The organism is Variovorax sp. P4_D9 (assembly GCF_056401695.1).
This window is the reverse complement of the sequence record NZ_JBFUIU010000015.1, coordinates 17364-35715: the sequence shown is the minus strand read 5'-3', so window position 1 is coordinate 35715 and position 18352 is coordinate 17364. Positions and strand designations below refer to the sequence as shown.

Genomic DNA, 18352 nt, shown 5'->3' with positions numbered 1-18352 from the left:
GGATCGCGAAGGCTGCGGCCAGCGTTACGATGCCCCGCATGCCGGCCCAGGACAGCACCACGCTGCTGCCGAGCGTGGGCGCGGCGTGCGCTGCATTTCCGGGCAGGGAGCGGCGCGCGCGCCAGCGCTTGATCGAGTGGTAGCCGAAGACCCAGGCGAAGCGCGTGGCGATCGTCACGCATAGCACGGCGACCGCCGTGACGATGGCTTCGTTGCGCGCGCTGCCGATCTCGAGTCGCTCCCAGATCGGCCGCAGCTGCATCCCGATGAGCACGAACGCGAACGCGTTGAGGATGAAAACCGCCGACTCCCAGACCGTAAACACGGGCACCCGCACGCGGGCCGGCATCCGTGCGCCGCTGCGCCGCGCGATCGTCATCGCGAAGGCGACCAGGGTCAGGATGCCTGAGAGGCCGATCGCTTCGGCGGCGATCCAGACACCGAAGGTCAATGCGAACTGGACGATCAGCGCGATCGGCACGTCGCGCAGCCGGGTCGTCAGCGAACCCATCGCATACGCACAAGTCACGCCCGCCGCCAGGCTGCCGAAGGTGGTCAGCAGGAAGACCGGTGCCAGGTTCGCGAAGCCGAGATGGCCGGCCATCGCGGCCATGATGGCAAGCCGATAGACCAGCAGCGAACTCGCGTCGTTGAGCAGGCTCTCCCCCTCGAGGATCTTCAGCAGCTTGTGCGGCAGTCCGACCTGGCGCATCACCGCCGTGGCCGCAGCCGCGTCCGGTGGCGCAACGATCGCGCCGAGGGCGATCGCGACCGCCCATGGCATGCCGGGCACGAGCCAGCGCGCCACGCTGGCGACGGCCAGCACGGTGGCGCCAACGGCGGCGATCACGAGGCCGGCGACCGGCTTCCAGTTGCGTCGCAGGTCGCGCAGGGAGGTGTCGTAGGCCGCGTCGACCAGCACGGGTGCGACGAACAGCGTCAGCGCCAGGCGGGGATCGAGCGTCCAGCTGGGGCTGTGGGGCACGAAGGCGAGCAGGGCGCCGCCGATCGCGAGGAAGGTGGGGTAAGGCGCGCCGACCCAGTTCGCCAGCGTCGCGAGCAGCGCCGCGCCGAGAAGCAGCAGGATGATCCATTCGAAGGTGGCCAAGACGGTATCCAGTGCGGTGTCGGGTTCGAGTTCAGGCGCGGTAGCGCAAGGCCTCCACCAGCAGCGACAACACCCGGGAAGATTGCCGGCGGCTGGTGGAGTAGATGTGGAAGCCGGGAAATGTCGGACTCCATTTTTGCAGCACCTGTATCAGACGGCTATCGTCGATGCCGGGCTGGACGATGCTGGCAACGCCCTAGACACGGGATTCAATCCAAAGGATGGGCGCGGCGCCCGGCGATTCGTGGGTGGTGCAGGCGCCGTGGGCCGGAAAGTGCGCCCGCGGACCCAACGGAAAGCGCATCTGCAAACTCGTATTCGTTCGTTTGCGGGCGTGCTGCGTGTCAGCAGAATGCCTTGGCGCTTCCCGCAAGCGCTTCGGACAATCGGTTCCCTACTTCCCTTGACGTCCCAGGAATTCCAATGTCACCCGCTCCCACCAAGAACTTCGAACTCGACCCGCCGGATGGTCCTATCGAAGGAGCCCAGCGCGCATGAGCACCGATTCGACACCCGCCGAGCACGCCCGCCACGTGATCGAACGCACGGGTTCTGCCTGGCGGATCGCACTGAGTTCGCCACGCGAAGAGGCGCGGCGTGCGCTGCGCGGTGACGTGCCGGCTCGCATCGTGCGGCGCATCCAGGCATCGGCAGGGGTGTCCGGTCGGTCGATGCTTGCGCATTCATGGTAATTCAGATGGCATCCTGCATATTTCCCCGAATCATGCGACGCGCGATGCTGGCCATCGGCTTCGCCCTGGCCGCAACGGTCGCTGTCGCCCAGACCCCAGCGGTCGTTCGCATCGGCTACCAGAAGTCATCGACTCTGATCGCCGTGCTCAAAGCGCAAGCTGTACTCGAGCGCGAACTCGCGCCACTCGGCGTCAAGCTGACCTGGCACGAGTTCACCAGTGGGCTGCCGCTGCTCGAGGCGCTGAACCTCGACAACCTCGACTTCAGCGCCGACGTGGCCGATACCGTGCCCGTGTTTGCGCAAGCCGCAGGGGCGCAACTTACGTTCGTGGCCCAGGAGGCGCCTTCCCCGACCGCGCAGGCGATCGTGGTCCGCGCCGATTCGCCGCTCAGGACCCTGGGCGACTTGAAGGGCAGGAAGATCGGGGTGGCCAAGGGCTCCGGGGGGCACTACCTGTTGCTGGCCGCGCTCGACAAGGGCGGGGTTTCGCTGAAGGACATCGAGGTCGCCTACCTGACGCCCGCCGACGGTCGTGCGGCCTTCGAAAAGGGGGCGATCGACGCCTGGGTGACCTGGGACCCGTTCCTCTCGGCGGCGCAGCGCCAGGCCGGCGTGCGCGTGCTTGCCGACGGTAGCGGCATCGCGTCCTATCAGCGCTACTACCTCGCCTCGACGAAGTTCGCGCAAGCGCGGCCCGACGTTCTGCGCGTGATCTACGCTGCACTCGACAAGGCGGGCAATTGGGTCAAGAGCAATCCCAGGGATGCCGCGGAGCTGCTGTCGCCGGTGTGGGGACTGGACGTCGCCACCATCGAGCAGGCCAACGCGCGACGCAGCTACGAAGTCCGCCCGGTCGTGACCGGAGGCCTGGGCGAGCAGCAGCGCATCGCCGACGTCTTCTTCGCGGAGAAGCTATTGCCGCGTCGTGTCGACACCCTTCAGCCCGCGCTTTTTCAGCCCGTTCGATGAACGCGATGCCGCAGCCGGGCGACCACTCGATCCGGCCTGGCGTCTCCCCTCAGATAATTTCTTCATAAGCAACCGAGAAATCGGTTGTTCCTGATCACAAATGCGCGACCTACAGTCGCGGATTGCTCTCGCCAACAACAGATTTCCTTATGCCGGCCGACCTGTCGCCCCACGCACATTCACAGCCTTTCGAGATTCGGCCCTTCGACGCTCCGGTCGGTGCCGAGATCGTCGGCCTCGACATCTCGAAGCCGATCAACGACGCCGATTTCGCGCGCATCCATCGCGCGCATCTCGATCATCACGTCGTGGTGTTCCGCGACCAGCAGGTGTCGCCTGCCGACCACATCACGTTCAGCCGCCGCTTCGGGCCGCTCGAGATCCATGTGCTGCATCAGTTCCAGCTGACGAACCATCCCGAGATCCTGATCGTCTCCAACATCAAGGAGAACGGCGAACCCATCGGCCTCGGCGACGCGGGCGTGTACTGGCATTCGGACATCTCGTACAAGCCGAAGCCCAGCCTCGGCTCGCTGCTGCATGCCCAGGAGCTGCCGGCCGAAGGCGGCGACACGCTGTTCGCCGACCAGCACCTGGCCTGGGAAGCGCTCGACCCGGCGCTGCAGAAGCGCATCCTGCCGCTGAAGGCCGAGCACAGCTACCTCGCCAAGTACGAGGAACTGCGCGCCAAGAATCCGTGGCGACCCAAGCTACTGCAGCAGCAGGTCGACCAGGTGGCGCCGGCCGTACAGCCCGTGGTGCGCACGCACCCCGAGACCGGCAGGAAGGCGCTGTTCGTCAGCGAGCATTTCACGACCGGCATCGTCGGCCTGCCGAAGGACGAGAGCGACGCCTTGCTGGCCGAGCTGTTCGCGCACAGCGTCAAGCCTGAGTTCGTCTACCGCCACCGCTGGCAGCCGCACGACCTCGTGTTCTGGGACAACCGCTCGCTGATGCACCTGGCGGCCGGCACGCCCGACCACCTGCGCCGAAAGCTCTACCGCACCACCGTCGTGGGCGACACGCCCCATTGAACGCCTCGAGGACATCGCATTCATGAATCGCATCGCACGCAAGGCCGCATCAATGGCCGTCGCCCTGGGTCTGCTGGCCGGCAGTCTCGCCGCGCACGCCGAAGGACAGATCCGCATCGCCGAACAGTTCGGCATCGTCTACCTGCTGCTCAACGTCGCGCAGGATCAGAAGCTGATCGAGAAGCATGCCAAGGCCGAGGGCATCGACGCCAAGGTCGAATGGGTCAAGCTCTCGGGCGGCTCCGCCGTCAATGATGCGCTGCTCTCGGGAAACATCGAGATCGCCGGCGCCGGCGTGGGCCCGCTGCTCACGATCTGGGATCGCACCAAGGGCAGGCAGAACGTCAAGGGCGTGGCGTCGCTCGGCAACTTCCCGTACTACCTCGTGAGCAACAACCCCGCGGTTAAGACCATCGCCGATTTCACGGACAAGGATCGCATCGCGCTTCCGGCGGTCGGCGTGTCGGTCCAGTCGCGGGTGCTCCAGTTGGCTTCGGCCAAAATGTGGGGCGACAAGGACTACGCCCGGCTCGACAAGATCAGCGTTGCCGTTCCGCACCCCGACGCCGCGGCAGCCATCATCAAAGGCGGCACCGAAATCACTGCCCACTTCGGCAACCCGCCGTTCCAGGAGCAGGAGCTGGCCGGCAATCCGCAGGCGCACATCGTTCTCGACTCCTACCAGGTCATGGGCGGGCCAGCCTCGGCCACCGTCCTTTACGCGACCGAGAAATTCCGCAGCGAGAGCCCCAAGACCTACAAGGCTTTCGTCGACGCGCTGAACGAGGCCGCCGAGTTCGTTGCCGCGAATCCCGAGAAGGCGGCCGACATCTACATCAAGGTCGGCAATGCGAAGATCGACCGTGATCTGCTGCTGAAGATCATCAAGAACCCCCAGGTGCAGTTCAAGACCACGCCGCAGAACACCTATGCGCTGGCCGAATTCATGCACCGGGTGGGTGCCATCAAGAACAGGCCGACCTCGGTGAAGGACTACTTCTTCGATGACGCGTTCGCGCAGTCGGGATCGTGATGAGCTCATCCGCTCTTCGTGCCCCGCGCGTCGGCGAGTCGGCCTTCTGGCGCAGCGCGGACGCCGTGGCGGAACGCGACCTGGGGCACGGGGGCTCCAGCGAGGGATGGCAGCGCAGCGCGGCACTGGTGTCCAACTCCGCTGCGCTGCTGCAGGTCGATGGCGTCAGCCTCGAGTACCATACCTCCGAGCGGGTGGTGCGGGCCACCCACCGCGTGAGCTTCGAGCTCTTCGAGGCCGATCGCTTCGTGCTGCTCGGTCCTTCCGGATGCGGCAAGTCGACCCTGCTCAAGGCGATCGGCGGATTCATCGCCCCGGTGGAGGGCGAGATCCGGCTCGACGGCCGCGCGGTCACCACGCCGGGACCCGACCGCATCGTCGTGTTCCAGGAGTTCGACCAACTCCCGCCATGGAAAACGGTCAGGCAGAACGTGATGTTCCCGCTGCTCGCTTCGCGCGCGCTCGGCAGGAAGGAAGCCGCAGAGCGCGCGATGCACTACCTCGACAAGGTCGGCCTCGCGCCCTTCGCCGACGTGCATCCGCACCAGCTCTCGGGCGGCATGAAGCAGCGCGTGGCGATCGCCCGGGCCCTGGCGATGCAGCCGCGCGTGCTGCTCATGGACGAACCCTTCGCAGCGCTCGACGCGCTCACGCGCCGCAAGATGCAGGAAGAGCTGCTCGCGCTGTGGAGCGAGGTGCGCTTCACGCTGCTCTTCGTCACGCATTCGATCGAAGAGGCGCTGGTGGTCGGAAACCGGATCGCGTTGCTGTCGCCGCACCCGGGCCGCATGCGCGCCGAAATCAACAGCCACGGCTTCACGCTCGAGAGCCAGGGCGGCACGGAGTTTCAGGCCGCGGCGCAGCGCATTCACCGGCTGCTGTTCGAAGAGCCGCTGGCAGAAGGGGTGGCTGCATGAGCTACGTGATCGATCCGCCGGTGCGGCCCGAATACGAGCGCCGGCTCGAGCCCTTCACTGAGCTGCCGGTCGAACGCTCGCTGCCGCTGGCCACGCGGCTCTGGGCCCAGGGCTGGCTGCGCAAGAGCGTGATCCTGATCGTGCTTGTCGTGGTCTGGGAAGTGGTGGCCCGCTGGCAGGACAACGACCTGCTGCTGCCGACCTTCTCGGCGACGGCACGCGCGCTGGTCGAGGGGCTCGCCAGCGGCGAGCTGATCGAGAAGGTGCGGATCTCGCTGGCCGTGCTGCTGCAGGGCTACGTCGCCGGGGTGCTGCTGGCCTTCGGCCTGACCACGCTTGCGGTGTCGACGCAGATCGGCCGCGACCTGCTGGGGACGCTGACCTCGATGTTCAACCCGCTGCCGGCGATCGCGCTGCTGCCGCTGGCGCTGCTGTGGTTCGGCCTCGGGGGCGGCAGCCTGGTCTTCGTGCTGATCCATTCGGTGCTGTGGCCGCTGGCCCTCAACACCTACGCGGGCTTCCAGGGCGTTCCCGAGACACTGCGCATGGCCGGCCGCAACTACGGACTCAAGGGCCTGAGCTACGTGCTGCAGATCCTGGTGCCGGCCGCGCTGCCGGCGATCCTCTCGGGCCTCAAGATCGGCTGGGCCTTTGCCTGGCGCACGCTGATCGCCGCCGAGCTGGTGTTCGGCGCCTCGTCGGGCAAGGGCGGCCTCGGCTGGTACATCTTCCAGAATCGCAACGAGCTTTACACCGATCGCGTCTTCGCAGGGCTCGCGCTTGTCGTGCTGATCGGCCTGGCGGTCGAGAGCCTCGGCTTCGCGACGCTCGAGCGGCTCACGGTCCGCAAGTGGGGACAGCAACGCTAGGCGGAGTGGCGGGCGATGAGCCGGCCGAACCGGGGCGGGTTCACGCCGACGGCGTACTCTGCTCCGCGAATGTCCCCCGGCCTGCGGCCTCCTCTATTATTTCGCTGCGCAGAGCACACCATCGACGTGATCCGTCACAGCGGTGGCTCATCAACCAGCACCACACGGCGTTGCCTGTGCCGAGGTCACCCGGTGGCCTCGCTACGCGTCCCGAACGCCCCGCCTCCCGCTTCAACTGCGTTGAATGCGTCGCGGAAGGCGCATGGCGCCATGGACCACTGAGATGGCGAAGGCCGGCGCCGCCTACCGGCGCGAAGCGAACCACTTGTCGTGGATCTCCTCATACGTCCCGTCCTGGTAGACCTCCAGCAGTGCCTCGTTGATCCGCTTGCGCAGGGGGCTGCCGAGCGGCACGACGATGCCGTACTTCTCGGGCCTGAACACCGGGCCCACCACCTGCAGCGTGGCCCTGCCCGACCTGGCGGCCCAGTATTGCAGCGTGGGCGCGTCGAACACGATCGCTTGCACCTTGCCCTGCGCGAGCAGGTCCGTGCCGGCAGCGACATTGTCGATCTCGACGACCGGGACGTGCAGCCGCGCCAGGTAGTCGGCCGCGATGCTCCCGGGTACCGTCGCGATCGTCTTTCCGGGCAGGTCGCCCGGTCCGGCAATGGTCGAGCGCAGCCGATGCACGGTCTGCGACGAAGTAACGGTCGCAGTCAGTTGTGCGATCAGCACGATCCCCATCACCCACACGCACGCGATCACGAGCCGCCGGAGCGCGCCGGGGGTGCTGCGCTCGCCGTGCTCGCCGGTCGCGATGATCAGCATCGTGTTCCAGATCTCGTTGCCGACCCCGGCCGCGTAACCCTTGCCGAGTTCCGGGTTACGCCGGTGCTCGATGAACCAGAGCACGTTGGCCCACAGGAAAACCAGCACGAGTGCCGCGACGAACAGCTTCCCGATGGTGGCCCAGGGGATGGCCAGCAAGGTCGCGAGGATCGGGCCGTCCTCTTCGGCGCGGACCATGATCTGCAGGCCGGAGTCGAAATAGGATTGTGAAAAGTCGACGATCTTCTCGCGCTCCGGCGTCATCACGATGGCCGAGATGGCGACGTCCGCATCGCCGCGACGTACCCGCTCGACCTGCTCGGCGCGCGGCCCTGCATCCACCCATTCGAAATCCACGCGCATCCGGCGCGCGAGTTCGTTCCACAGGTCGACGCTGAAGCCGGTCAGGCGCCCATCCTGCGAGACCACGAAGGGTGCCAAGGGTCCGGTGGCCACGCGCAGGGGAGCGACAGGCACGGCTGCCGGCTCCGCTGCGAACGAGGTCGCGGCGAGAAGCAGCGTCAGACACATCGTCGCGTGGCGTGCCGAACATCGGGCCATCGTGAAGAGAATATGCGCCCCTCGCCGCAGGGCGGATTGACTGTGATCAACTGAAAATGTCGCAATCAACATGGCCGGGCGTTCAAGCACTGTTCGTCAGCGCCGCCTTCAGGAGCTGTTCGAGGCGGGATGACACCTGTTCGGCATCCATGCCCAGTTGCACATGAACGATCGCGCCGTCGACGGCCAGCGCCAGCGACTGCGCGAGGCCATGTCGGCGGCGTCCCGCCGGCAATGTCGACGCGATGGCCTCGATCATCTCTTCCTTGTGGATGCGGCTCACCTCGAGCACTTCATTGCTGGACGTCCCCAGTTCCACCGCTGCGTTGATGAATGCACAGCCACGAAAACGCGCGTCGGACCACCACTCCTCGAGCGTCGGCAGGAGTGCCATCGCTCCGATTCTTGCGCTCCCATGCCGGACCAGAGCGTCCCGGAACCAGTCGATCCACAGCCGGTGGCGATAGTCGAGGTAGCAACGAATCAGGTCGTTCTTGCTCGGGAAGTGCCGGTAGAAGGTGACCTTCGTGACACCGGACGCGGCGATCACCTTGTCGATGCCGGTCGCCCGGATACCGTCTCCATAGAACAGGTCGTGAGCGGTCGAGAGGATGCGCTCCCGGGCGGGCAGCTCGGCAAGTTCCGGACTTCTCGGTGTGGACATGGCGCCAGTGTAGACAGGTTCGTCTACGTTTGCTACATTGATGCCATGTAGACGGACCTGTCTACATGCCAAATCCACTCAAGCTCGAAAGCCCTACGCCATGGAAACCCGCCCGCCGCTGCCGCCGTTCACCAGAGAAACCGCCATCCAGAAGGTTCGGCTCGCCGAAGACGGCTGGAACACCCGCGATGCCGCGAAGGTCGCGCTCGCCTATACGCTCGACACGAAGTGGCGCAATCGGGTCGAATTCGCCAACAGCCGAGCGGAAGCCCAGGCCTTCCTCGAGCGCAAGTGGCGCAAGGAGCTCGACTACCGCCTGATCAAGGAGCTCTGGGCCTTCGATGGCAACCGCATCGCCGTCCGCTACGCCTACGAGTGGCGCGACGACTCCGGCAACTGGTTCCGCTCGTACGGAAACGAGAACTGGGAGTTTCGCGACGACGGACTGATGCAGCGCCGCTTCGCGTGCATCAACGACATGCCCATCCAGGCTTCAGAGCGGAAGTTCCACTGGCCGCTCGGCCGCCGTCCCGACGACCACCCTGGCCTCAGCGACCTGGGGCTCTGACTCCGATCGTCCGCCCCCGGCGACCGCTCGGGCGGTGGCGCAGGCCATTGCGCTGAACATGCATGTCGCCCTACAGTCGCCCCAAACCAGGAGCAGCCAGGATGACGACCGAACAAGCCGCGTTCGTGTACCGGGGATACCGGGTGCACGCTTTCACCAGTCAATCCCCCTACCGGAAGCTGTGGGCCTGGGTGACCTTCGATCTCGTGACCGGGGTTCAGGGCGGCCATCCTCGCCACCTCGTCCCGGGGGAGTTCTACGACGAGGATTCCGCGTTGGCTGCAGCCTATGGCTATGCGAGGCGCAGGATCGACAAAGGCGAGGTCTGGAGCTGAATTTGATCTGCCTCAAGACGCGGAACGCAGAACGGAGCATGCTGAGTGCTGCGAACTCCCCGGAGCGTGCAGCATGACACCCGCGAGCCTGACCATCATCCGCCACGAACACCGCGCGCTGTCGGCGATGTTGCGGTCGATCTCGCTGCTGCTCGACACGCACAAGCGTCGCGGCACCTTGCCCGACTTCGATGCGCTGCAGGCGATGCTGTTCTACGTCGACGAGTTCCCCGAGAAGCTCCATCATCCGAAGGAAAGCCGCCTGCTCTTTCCGAAGCTGCGCGGTCGCACGCCGCACATGGACGCGGTGCTCGATCGGCTCGATCGGGACCACGCGCGAGGCGAGCAGGCGGTACGTGAACTCGAACACGCGCTGCTCGCCTTCCGGCTGATGGGCGGCACCGCCCAGAGGGAGGCCCGCCGGGAGGCTTTCGACGCGGCGGTGAAGCACTACGTGGGCTTCTACCTCGAGCACATGAGCGTCGAGGAAGCGGAGGTCCTGCCGTTCGCGGAGGCGGTTCTCAAGCCTGAAGACTGGGCCGAGATCGATGCCGAATTCCTGAAGAACCGCGATCCGTTGATCGGCTACGAGGCCGACGAGGCGTACCGGCCGCTGTTCACCACCATCCTCACCGCCCTCGAACATTCCGGCAACTTCGCCTCGGTGCTTGAAGCGCTCGCCGGCACTGCGAAGCCGCGATTCTCGCCACAGCGCTAGCGCTAGCCAGGACCGGCTGAAAAGGGCCGATGGCGGGGCTCATGAAAAGCCCAGCGGTTCCCCTTGCAGGTCGTAGGCCGCGTAGCGGCCGAAGGCGCCTTGGCGGACGTCGTCGACCATCGCCTCGACGGCACGCTCGGTCTCGGCGTCGCTCGGCGCAATGCGGCCCTTGCCGGAGAGGCCGGCGACGAACACTACGTGCCAGGCCGCGCCGAGCTCGCGTGCTTCGGCCGTCAGGCCCGCGAAGCTGCCGAGCGCGTCCGGTGCCTTGTCCACGCACATCACCGGCTCGAGCTCGCCGCCCTCACCGGCCTCGAAGCGGGCCCGTTGCTCGGCACTCGCCTCGGCGGGCAGGGTCGCGGCCGCGAAGACGAACAGTAGACGCTGGGGCTCGGGCTGCGTTCTGGCGGCCTGCAGCAGAAGCTCGAAGTGGGAAGAGTTCATGGCTTTGCCGCTACTGGACCAGCGGTGAATCGGCGGCCTCGAGGTCCACGCCTTCGATTCGGGCGTCGGCCGCGAGCAACTGCAGGAACTGGCGCGTCGCGGCCACGAAAACCTGCTGGCGCAGCGCCAGTTCGACCGCGGCGCGCACCGCCTCGAAGGGGCGCTGGACGCCGGGCTCGCGCGCGATGACCTCGACCACGTGCAGGCCGAAACGACTGTGGACGAGGCGGGGCAGGACGCCGACTTCGGCCCGGCCGAAGAGTTCGCGGCCGAATTCCGGCGCGCAGTCTCCGAGTTCCAGCCAGCCCAGTTCGCCGCCCTCGGCGCCGCTCGGGCAGTTCGAGAGCGCCGCCGCCTGGGTGGCGAAGCTCGGCGACGCGCTGCCGTCGAAGCAGCGCACCTCCAGCATGGCCATCTCCGCGCGCCTTCGCAGCGCCACCACGTCCACCCCGGGCGTCACCGCGAAGAGGATGTGACGCACGCGCACCCGCTCGCCGCCGCGATACTGGCCCTCGTGGGCGGCGTGATAGCGCCTGCATGTCTCCTCTGAGGGGTCGGGCAGCGAGATCGAGCGCTCGAGCAACGCCTCGATCGCGGCGGTGGCCGCCTCGCTGGTCGAACCGTCGTCCGAGGCCGCGTCCGCCCGATCGAGCAATCCGGCATCCTGCGCGGCTTGGCGCAGCAGTTCGGTGCAGGCGCGCTGGCGCAGTTCCTCGGCCGACAGCAGCAGCCCCGGCGCATGCAGCGCGACACCGTTGACGCGGGCGATGGGCGGCACCCCGAGGGCCGGGCCCGTTGCGATGGTTTCGACTTGCATGGCGCTGTCCTCAATCGTTGGCGCCGGACGAGCGCGGCTGGTTCTGTCCGGGCGGCACATTCAGCCGCCGACTGCGGACCACCTGGTAGGGCCGCAGAAGGTAGCCGACCGAAGCGAATCCGCTCCACACATGGACCAGGCGGCTGAAGGGAAAGAGCAGGAAGATCGTCATCCCCAGCACCAGGTGGAACAGGTACGGCCACGGCAGGCCCGCGAGCAACTCGGCGTCGACGGCCCGCAGGGTCAGGATGCGCTGCGCCCAGTCCGCGAGGATCAGCATCACGCTGCCGTCCGAGTGCGCCCAGGAGAAGGGCAGGGTGATCAGCCCGACCACCAGTTGCACCCAGAGGATCAGCAGGATCGCGATGTCGGTCCGATGGCTGGTGTAGCGGATCCGCGGATCGAACAGCCGGCGATAGATCAGCATCGACAGCCCGATGAAGCAGAGCACGCCGAAGATGCCGCCCGAATAGATGGCGATCTTCTGCTTGACCGGCGCTTCGAGGAAGTGGCTGTAGAAGGCATGCGGCGCGAGCAGGCCCACGAAATGCCCGAAGAACAGGAACAGGATGCCGACGTGGAAGAGGTTGCTGCCCCAGCGCAGCAGGCCGCTGCGAAGGAGCTGCGACGAATCGCTCTTCCACGTGTACTGGTCGCGATCGAATCGGATCAGGCTGCCGAGCAGGAACACCGTGAGGCAGATGTACGGATAGACACCAAAGACAAAGCCGTGCAGCGTGGTCATGCGCGCTCTCCTTCGACAGGGCGGTCCCTGCGGACGATGTGAATGGGTTGCGGCTGGTCGGGTCGGCCCTGGCCCTTGACCGAACAGCCGTCGAAGACCACCGGCTCCGCCCAGCTGGCGTCGATCGATTCCTCGGGCGCGATCACCACCGGCTGCGCGGTCTCGCCTGCCAGTTCGAGCAGTGCGCCGAGCACGCTGGCGTAGGCGCTCTGGCGCTGCTGCAGCGCCGCGAAGATCGCGTTGAACAGGTGCGCAATTTCGGCCAGAAACTGGCGCGCCTCGCGCGGCGGCTGTGTCGACGCGAACTCCAGCACGACCGGCAGGAAGTCGGGCAGCTCGTCTTCGCGGACGAAGAGGCCGGCGGCCTCATAGGTGCGGGCCAGGTCGATCATGGCCGGCCCCCGGTCGCGCGAGTCGCCGTGGACATGCTCGAATAGGTGCAGCGAGGTGGCCCGGCCGCGGTCGAACAGGTCGACGTAGCGGGCCTCGCTCTCCAGCGGGGCGGCGCGGCCGAGCAAGTCGAGCAGGGCGTCGAGTTCGGCAAGCCGCGAAGGCGACAGGGCGCGCTCGTCGTGAAGCGCGCTGCGCAGCGCCTCGAGGTTTCGCCGCAGCTCCTCATCGGGATAGCCGAGCAGGCGGCCCAGCGCGCGCAGGCTCCTGGAAGCCGCGGATGCATGCTTGAGGATCGACATGCTCAGACCTCCGCCTTGATCGGGATCGTGCGCTTGCGGTTGCCGCCGAAGAGGCTCACGTCGCTCGAGCCGTCCGAACAGCCATTGCCGAAAGTGAAGCCGCAGCCGCCGCGGACGTCGAAGGTGTTCTCGGCATACTCGCGATGGCTGGTCGGAATCACGAAGCGGTCCTCGTAGTTGGCGATCGCCATGACGTGGTACATGTCCTCGACCTCGGCCTGGCTGATGCCGACCTGCTCCAGCGCGTCCAGGTTGATGCGTCCGTCGACATGCTTCTCGCGCTGGTAGGCGCGCATGGCCAGCATGCGTTCGAGGGCGCGCACCACCGGCACCGTGTCGCCGGCGGTCAGCAGGTTCGCGAGGTACTTGACCGGGATGCGCAGCTGATTCACGTCGGGTATCTGGCCATTGATGCCCACGTGGCCGGCGTTCGCGGCGGCGGTGATGGGCGACAGCGGCGGCACGTACCAGACCATCGGCAGCGTGCGGTACTCGGGATGCAGCGGCAGCGCGACCTTCCAGTCGACCGCCATCTTGTAGACCGGGCTCTTGCGCGCGGCCTCCATCCAGGCGTCCGGAATGTTGTCGATGCGCGCCTGCGCGATCACTGCCGGATCGTTGGGATCGAGAAAGATGTCCAGCTGCGCCTGGTACAGGTCGCGGTCGTGTTCCACGCTCGCCGCTTCCTGGATGCGGTCCGCGTCATACAGCAGCACGCCCAGGTAGCGGATGCGCCCGACGCAGGTCTCGCTGCACACCGTCGGCTGGCCGGCCTCGATGCGCGGGTAGCAAAAGGTGCACTTTTCCGCCTTGCCGCTCTTCCAGTTGTAGTAAATCTTCTTGTAGGGGCAGCCTGACACGCACATGCGCCAGCCCCGGCACTTGTCCTGGTCGATCAGCACGATGCCGTCTTCCTCGCGCTTGTAGATCGAGCCCGACGGACAGCTCGCGACGCAGGCCGGATTGAGGCAGTGCTCGCACAGGCGCGGCAGGTACATCATGAAGGTGTTCTCGAACTCGCCGTAGATGTCCTTCTGGATATCGTCGAAGTTCTTGTCCTTGCTGCGCTTGCTGAACTCGCCGCCGAGGATCTCCTCCCAGTTCGGGCCCCATTCGATCTTCTCCATGCGCTGGCCCGTGATCAGGCTGCGCGGGCGCGCGGTGGGCGTCGCCTTCATCTCGGGCGCCGACTGCAGGTGGCCGTAGTCGAAGGTGAAGGGCTCGTAGTAGTCGTCGATCTGCGGCATGCTCGGGTTCGCGAAGATCCGCATCAGCAGCTTCCAGCGCGCGCCCTGCCGCGGCTCGATGCGGCCGTTGGCCTTGCGCACCCAGCCGCCGTTCCACTTGTCCTGGTTCTCCCACTCCTTCGGATAGCCGATGCCGGGCTTGGTCTCGACGTTGTTGAACCAGGCGTACTCCATGCCGGGACGACTGGTCCAGACGTTCTTGCAGGTCACCGAGCAGGTGTGGCAGCCGATGCACTTGTCGAGGTTGAGCACCATGCCGATCTGGGCGCGTATCTTCATGCTGCCTCCCCGAGTTGTTGCACCTCCGCGGCCCGCTCGTCGCCGCGCGGCGTGTCGAGCCAGTCGACCTTGTCCATCTTGCGCACGACCACGAACTCGTCGCGGTTGGTACCGATGGTTCCGTAGTAGTTGAAACCGTACGACAGCTGGGCATAGCCGCCGATCATGTGCGTCGGCTTGAGCACGATGCGCGTGACGGAGTTGTGGATGCCACCGCGCTGGCCGGTGATTTCCGAGCCGGGCGTGTTCACGATCTTTTCCTGCGCGTGATACATCATGACCATGCCAGGCTTGATGCGCTGGCTGACCACGGCGCGGGCCGCGATGGCACCGTTGACGTTGTAGAGCTCGACCCAGTCGTTGTCCTCGACGCCGATGACCTTCGCATCGTCTTCGCTGAGCCAGATGATCGGGCCGCCGCGGCTCAGGGTGAGCATCAGCAGGTTGTCGGTGTAGGTCGAGTGGATGCCCCACTTCTGGTGCGGCGTGATGAAATTCAGCAGGATCTCGGTGTTGCCGTTCGAGCGGATGCCATGCATGCCGGCCGTGGCCTTCAGGTTCACCGGCGGCCGGTAGCTGACAAAGCCCTCGCCGAAGGCCAACATCCACGGATGGTCCTGGTAGAACTGCTGCCGCCCCGTCAGGGTCCGCCATGGGATCAGCTCGTGCACGTTGGTGTAGCCGGCGTTGTACGACACCGTCTCCGACTCGATGCCGCTCCAGGTCGGCGAGCTGATGATCTTCCGCGGCTGTGCCTGGATATCCCTGAAGCGGATCTTCTCGTCCTCGCGGTGCAGCGCCAGGTGCGTGTGGTCGCGCCCGGTCTGCTTCGACAGCGCCTCCCAGGCCTTCACCGCCACGTGGCCGTTGGTCTCGGGCGCGAACTGCAGGATCATCTCGCAGGCGTCGATGTCGCTGTCGAGTCTGGGCATGCCGCAGCTGACGCCTTCCTCGGCGACGACCCCGTTCAGCTGGCCGAGCTGGCGCACCTCGGTCTGGGTGTTCCAGGCAATGCCCTTGCCGCCGTTGCCGATCTTGTTCATCAAGGGGCCGACCGCGGTGAAGCGCTTGTAGACATTGGGATAGTCGCGCTCGACGACGCTCAGGCCCGGCCCGGTCTTGCCCGGCACCAGCTCGCATTCGCCGCGCTTCCAGTCCTTCACCTCGAAGGGCTGGGCCAGCTCGCTCGGCGAGTCGTGCATCAGGGGCGTCAGCACCACCTCGCTCTCGACGCCGAGGTGGCCCACGCAGATCTCGCTGAACTTCTTCGCGAAGCCCTTGTAGATCTCCCAGTCGCTCTTCGATTGCCAGACCGGCTCCACCGCCGTCGACAGCGGATGAATGAAGGGATGCATGTCGCTGGTGTTCAGGTCGTTCTTCTCGTACCAGGTCGCCGTCGGCAGCACGATGTCTGAATACAGGCAGGTCGTGCTCATGCGGAAGTCGAGGGTGACCAGCAGGTCGAGCTTGCCCTCGGGCGCCTTGTCGTGCCAGACGACCTCGGTGGGCTTGGCTTCCTCGCTGCCGAGATCCTTGCCCTGCACCCCGTTGCTGGTGCCCAGCAGGTGCTTCAGGAAGTACTCGTGGCCCTTGCCCGAGGAGCCGATGATGTTGGACCGCCAGACGAACATGTTGCGCGGCCAGTTGTCGGGATGGTCGGGGTCCTCGCAGCTCATGCGCAGCGTCCCGTCCCGAAGCGACTGGACGACATAGTCCTTGGCGTCCATGCCGGTGGCCTGCGCGTCGCGCACCACCTGCATCGGGTTGGTCTGCAGCTGCGGCGCCGAGGGCAGCCAGCCCATGCGCTCGGCACGCACGTTGTAGTCGATCATGCTGCCGCCGTAGCGCGCCTTGTCCGCGAGCGGCGACAGGACCTCGTCGACGCCGAGCTTCTCGTAGCGCCATTGGTCGGTGTGGGCATAGAAGAAGCTCGTCGAGTTCATCTGCCGCGGCGGCCGGATCCAGTCGAGCGCGAAGGCCAGCGGCGTCCAGCCGGTCTGCGGGCGCAGCTTCTCCTGGCCGACGTAGTGGGCCCAGCCGCCGCCGCTCTTGCCGATGCAGCCGCACATCATCAGCATGTTGATGACGCCGCGATAGTTCATATCGCTGTGGTACCAGTGGTTCATGCCGGCGCCGATGATCACCATCGAGCGGCCCTGGGTCTTGTCGGCGTTTTCGGCGAACTGGCGCGCGACGCTGATCACCTGGTCGCGCGGCACGCCGGTGATCTGCTCCTGCCATGCCGGCGTGTAGGGCGTGTTGTCGTCGAAGTCGGTGGCGGCGAGCTCTCCGGGCAGGCCGCGCGCAATGCCGTACTGTGCGGCCTGGAGGTCGAACACCGTGGCCACCAGGGCCTCGCGCTTCTCGCCTTCCTTGCCCAGCGGGATCCGCTGGACCGGCACCGTGCGCACCAGCACGTCGTCCTGCGCGTTGGATGCGAAGTGCTCGTGATGGATGCCGCCGAAGTACGGAAAGCCGACCTTGGCGACCTGGTCGCCGGGATGCTCGCCTTCGAGCAGCGAGAGCTTGAGCTTCACCTCGTTGCCGTTGCGCGCCTCGCGGGCCTCGAGATTCCATTGGCCGCCGTCGGCACGGCCGTCCGGCCCCCAGCGGAAGCCGATCGCGCCGTGCGGCAGCACCACCTTGCCCTGGGCGTCGATGGCGACCGTCTTCCACTCGGGGTTGTTGGCCTGGCCCAGCTTGCCGTTGAAGTCGGACGCGCGCACGTAGCGGTCCGGCACCATCACGGTCTCGCCGTTGGCGAGCCGGTGCTCCTTCAGCATCACCAGCATCGGCAGGTCGGTGTAGCGGCGCGCGTAGTCGTCGAAGTAGGCCGAGCGCGGCTGCCCGTTGCCGCCGAAGTAGAAGTCCTTCAGGATGACGTGACCCAGCGCCATCGCCAGCGCCGCATCGGTGCCCTGCTTCGGATGCAGCCAGAGGTCGGACAGCTTCGCGACCTCGGAGTAGTCCGGCGTGACCGCGACGGTCTTGGTGCCCTTGTAGCGGACCTCGGTAAAGAAGTGGGCGTCCGGCGTGCGCGTCTGGGGCACGTTCGAGCCCCAGGCGATGATGAAGCTCGCGTTGTACCAGTCGGCGGATTCGGGCACGTCCGTCTGCTCGCCCCAGATCTGCGGGCTCGCGGGTGGCAGGTCGCAGTACCAGTCGTAGAAGCTCATGCAGACGCCGCCCAGGAGGCTCAGGTAGCGGCTCCCCGCCGCGTAGCTGACCATCGACATGGCCGGGATCGGCGAGAAGCCGATGATGCGGTCCGCGCCGTGCTTCTTGATGGTGTGGACGTTTGCTGCCGCGATGATCTCGTTGACCTCGTCCCAGGTCGAACGCACGAAGCCGCCCAGGCCGCGCACGCCCTGGTAGTCGCGCCGCTTGGCGTCGTCATGCACGATCGCCGCCCAGGCTTCGACCGGGTCGAGCGCCATGCGCGCCTCGCGCCAATGCTGCAGCAGCCGCCCGCGCACCATAGGGTACTTGACGCGGTTGGCGCTGTAGAGATACCAGCTGTAGCTTGCGCCGCGCGCGCAGCCGCGCGGTTCGTGGTTGGGCATGTCCCAGCGGGTGCGCGGATAGTCCGTCTGCTGGGTCTCCCAGGTCACAATGCCGCCCTTGACGTAGATCTTCCACGAGCAGGAGCCGGTGCAGTTGACGCCGTGGGTGGAGCGCACGATCTTGTCGTGCGCCCAGCGGTTGCGGTAGGCGTCCTCCCACGTGCGGTCTTCGCCCGTGATGACGCCGTGGTCGCCCGAGAAGCCTTCGCGCGGGTTCGAGAAGTGTTTGAGGCGATCGAGAAAATGGCTCATGAAATGTCTCCG

At 66.4% G+C, this 18352-nt stretch carries 18 protein-coding genes; 9 read left to right on the top strand and 9 right to left on the bottom strand.

Annotated features, from left to right (window positions below; genetic code table 11):
• The coding region (locus AC1DY5_RS03325) for a cation:proton antiporter (RefSeq protein WP_478108451.1) at positions 1-1108 on the bottom strand (1108 nt) is incomplete at its 3' end.
• A 494-nt stretch (positions 1109-1602) separates the two neighbouring features.
• Between AC1DY5_RS03325 and AC1DY5_RS03320 the strand changes: the two genes are divergently transcribed.
• The 6 genes from AC1DY5_RS03320 to AC1DY5_RS03295 all read left to right on the top strand — a co-directional run bounded on the left by AC1DY5_RS03320 (position 1603) and on the right by AC1DY5_RS03295 (position 6624).
• A complete protein-coding gene (locus AC1DY5_RS03320; protein WP_478108450.1) occupies positions 1603-1800 on the top strand; it encodes a hypothetical protein in 198 nt (65 codons plus the stop codon).
• Between the two features lie 32 nt (positions 1801-1832).
• Entirely contained in the window at positions 1833-2771 is a 939-nt protein-coding gene (locus AC1DY5_RS03315; protein WP_478108447.1) for an aliphatic sulfonate ABC transporter substrate-binding protein, read from the top strand.
• Between the two features lie 149 nt (positions 2772-2920).
• Entirely contained in the window at positions 2921-3805 is an 885-nt protein-coding gene (locus AC1DY5_RS03310) for a TauD/TfdA dioxygenase family protein (protein ID WP_478108443.1), read from the top strand.
• A 22-nt stretch (positions 3806-3827) separates the two neighbouring features.
• The gene (locus AC1DY5_RS03305; protein WP_478108439.1) at positions 3828-4838 is read left to right on the top strand and encodes an ABC transporter substrate-binding protein; all 1011 of its coding nucleotides are present in this window, start codon (positions 3828-3830) and stop codon (positions 4836-4838) included.
• Positions 4838-5755 carry an ABC transporter ATP-binding protein gene (locus tag AC1DY5_RS03300; RefSeq protein ID WP_478108437.1) on the top strand — a complete coding sequence of 306 codons (918 nt, stop codon included), beginning with the start codon at positions 4838-4840 and terminating at the stop codon, positions 5753-5755. The genes AC1DY5_RS03305 and AC1DY5_RS03300 overlap by 1 nt, the downstream gene beginning before the upstream one ends.
• Positions 5752-6624 (top strand): ABC transporter permease, encoded by an 873-nt coding sequence (locus tag AC1DY5_RS03295; protein WP_478108432.1) that lies wholly within the window; start codon positions 5752-5754, stop codon positions 6622-6624. The genes AC1DY5_RS03300 and AC1DY5_RS03295 overlap by 4 nt, the downstream gene beginning before the upstream one ends.
• Positions 6625-6927: 303 nt before the next feature.
• On the opposite strand, the gene AC1DY5_RS03290 is transcribed toward AC1DY5_RS03295, so the two are convergent.
• Positions 6928-7932 (bottom strand): transporter substrate-binding domain-containing protein, encoded by a 1005-nt coding sequence (locus AC1DY5_RS03290; RefSeq protein WP_478108429.1) that lies wholly within the window; start codon positions 7930-7932, stop codon positions 6928-6930.
• Between the two features lie 166 nt (positions 7933-8098).
• Entirely contained in the window at positions 8099-8680 is a 582-nt protein-coding gene (locus tag AC1DY5_RS03285) for a TetR/AcrR family transcriptional regulator (protein ID WP_478108427.1), read from the bottom strand.
• Positions 8681-8780: 100 nt separating this feature from the next.
• On the opposite strand from AC1DY5_RS03285, the gene AC1DY5_RS03280 reads away from it, so the two are divergent.
• The 3 genes from AC1DY5_RS03280 to AC1DY5_RS03270 all read left to right on the top strand — a co-directional run bounded on the left by AC1DY5_RS03280 (position 8781) and on the right by AC1DY5_RS03270 (position 10301).
• Positions 8781-9248 carry a nuclear transport factor 2 family protein gene (locus tag AC1DY5_RS03280; RefSeq protein WP_478108425.1) on the top strand — a complete coding sequence of 156 codons (468 nt, stop codon included), beginning with the start codon at positions 8781-8783 and terminating at the stop codon, positions 9246-9248.
• A 101-nt stretch (positions 9249-9349) separates the two neighbouring features.
• On the top strand, positions 9350-9583 hold the full coding sequence (locus AC1DY5_RS03275; RefSeq protein WP_478108423.1) for a hypothetical protein: 234 nt from the start codon (positions 9350-9352) through the stop codon (positions 9581-9583).
• 73 nt (positions 9584-9656) lie between these two features.
• Complete coding sequence (locus AC1DY5_RS03270; protein WP_478108421.1) at positions 9657-10301, top strand: hemerythrin domain-containing protein; 645 nt, start codon at positions 9657-9659, stop codon at positions 10299-10301.
• Between the two features lie 39 nt (positions 10302-10340).
• On the opposite strand, the gene AC1DY5_RS03265 is transcribed toward AC1DY5_RS03270, so the two are convergent.
• From AC1DY5_RS03265 to AC1DY5_RS03240, 6 genes are read right to left on the bottom strand one after another with little or no spacing between them, the layout of a single operon-like run.
• On the bottom strand, positions 10341-10745 hold the full coding sequence (locus AC1DY5_RS03265; protein ID WP_478108419.1) for a ribonucleotide reductase subunit alpha: 405 nt from the start codon (positions 10743-10745) through the stop codon (positions 10341-10343).
• Between the two features lie 10 nt (positions 10746-10755).
• On the bottom strand, positions 10756-11562 hold the full coding sequence (locus AC1DY5_RS03260; RefSeq protein WP_478108417.1) for a peptidylprolyl isomerase: 807 nt from the start codon (positions 11560-11562) through the stop codon (positions 10756-10758).
• A 10-nt stretch (positions 11563-11572) separates the two neighbouring features.
• Positions 11573-12307, bottom strand: coding sequence for a respiratory nitrate reductase subunit gamma (narI, locus tag AC1DY5_RS03255; protein WP_478108415.1), 735 nt, complete (start codon positions 12305-12307; stop codon positions 11573-11575).
• On the bottom strand, positions 12304-12999 hold the full coding sequence (narJ, locus tag AC1DY5_RS03250) for a nitrate reductase molybdenum cofactor assembly chaperone (RefSeq protein WP_478108413.1): 696 nt from the start codon (positions 12997-12999) through the stop codon (positions 12304-12306). Before narJ ends, narI begins: the two co-directional genes overlap by 4 nt.
• A 2-nt stretch (positions 13000-13001) precedes the next feature.
• On the bottom strand, positions 13002-14525 hold the full coding sequence (gene narH, locus AC1DY5_RS03245; RefSeq protein ID WP_478108411.1) for a nitrate reductase subunit beta: 1524 nt from the start codon (positions 14523-14525) through the stop codon (positions 13002-13004).
• On the bottom strand, positions 14522-18340 hold the full coding sequence (locus AC1DY5_RS03240) for a nitrate reductase subunit alpha (RefSeq protein ID WP_478108409.1): 3819 nt from the start codon (positions 18338-18340) through the stop codon (positions 14522-14524). The genes narH and AC1DY5_RS03240 overlap by 4 nt, the downstream gene beginning before the upstream one ends.
• Positions 18341-18352 lie beyond the last annotated feature (12 nt).

Coding starts and splice junctions, on each gene's coding strand:
- AC1DY5_RS03320 (WP_478108450.1), top strand. CDS start 1,603: ATGAGCACCGATTCGACACCCGCCGAGCACGCCCGCCACGTGATCGAA.
- AC1DY5_RS03315 (WP_478108447.1), top strand. CDS start 1,833: ATGCGACGCGCGATGCTGGCCATCGGCTTCGCCCTGGCCGCAACGGTC.
- AC1DY5_RS03310 (WP_478108443.1), top strand. CDS start 2,921: ATGCCGGCCGACCTGTCGCCCCACGCACATTCACAGCCTTTCGAGATT.
- AC1DY5_RS03305 (WP_478108439.1), top strand. CDS start 3,828: ATGAATCGCATCGCACGCAAGGCCGCATCAATGGCCGTCGCCCTGGGT.
- AC1DY5_RS03300 (WP_478108437.1), top strand. CDS start 4,838: ATGAGCTCATCCGCTCTTCGTGCCCCGCGCGTCGGCGAGTCGGCCTTC.
- AC1DY5_RS03295 (WP_478108432.1), top strand. CDS start 5,752: ATGAGCTACGTGATCGATCCGCCGGTGCGGCCCGAATACGAGCGCCGG.
- AC1DY5_RS03285 (WP_478108427.1), bottom strand. CDS start 8,680: ATGTCCACACCGAGAAGTCCGGAACTTGCCGAGCTGCCCGCCCGGGAG.
- AC1DY5_RS03280 (WP_478108425.1), top strand. CDS start 8,781: ATGGAAACCCGCCCGCCGCTGCCGCCGTTCACCAGAGAAACCGCCATC.
- AC1DY5_RS03275 (WP_478108423.1), top strand. CDS start 9,350: ATGACGACCGAACAAGCCGCGTTCGTGTACCGGGGATACCGGGTGCAC.
- AC1DY5_RS03270 (WP_478108421.1), top strand. CDS start 9,657: ATGACACCCGCGAGCCTGACCATCATCCGCCACGAACACCGCGCGCTG.
- AC1DY5_RS03265 (WP_478108419.1), bottom strand. CDS start 10,745: ATGAACTCTTCCCACTTCGAGCTTCTGCTGCAGGCCGCCAGAACGCAG.
- AC1DY5_RS03260 (WP_478108417.1), bottom strand. CDS start 11,562: ATGCAAGTCGAAACCATCGCAACGGGCCCGGCCCTCGGGGTGCCGCCC.
- narI (WP_478108415.1), bottom strand. CDS start 12,307: ATGACCACGCTGCACGGCTTTGTCTTTGGTGTCTATCCGTACATCTGC.
- narJ (WP_478108413.1), bottom strand. CDS start 12,999: ATGTCGATCCTCAAGCATGCATCCGCGGCTTCCAGGAGCCTGCGCGCG.
- narH (WP_478108411.1), bottom strand. CDS start 14,525: ATGAAGATACGCGCCCAGATCGGCATGGTGCTCAACCTCGACAAGTGC.
- AC1DY5_RS03240 (WP_478108409.1), bottom strand. CDS start 18,340: ATGAGCCATTTTCTCGATCGCCTCAAACACTTCTCGAACCCGCGCGAA.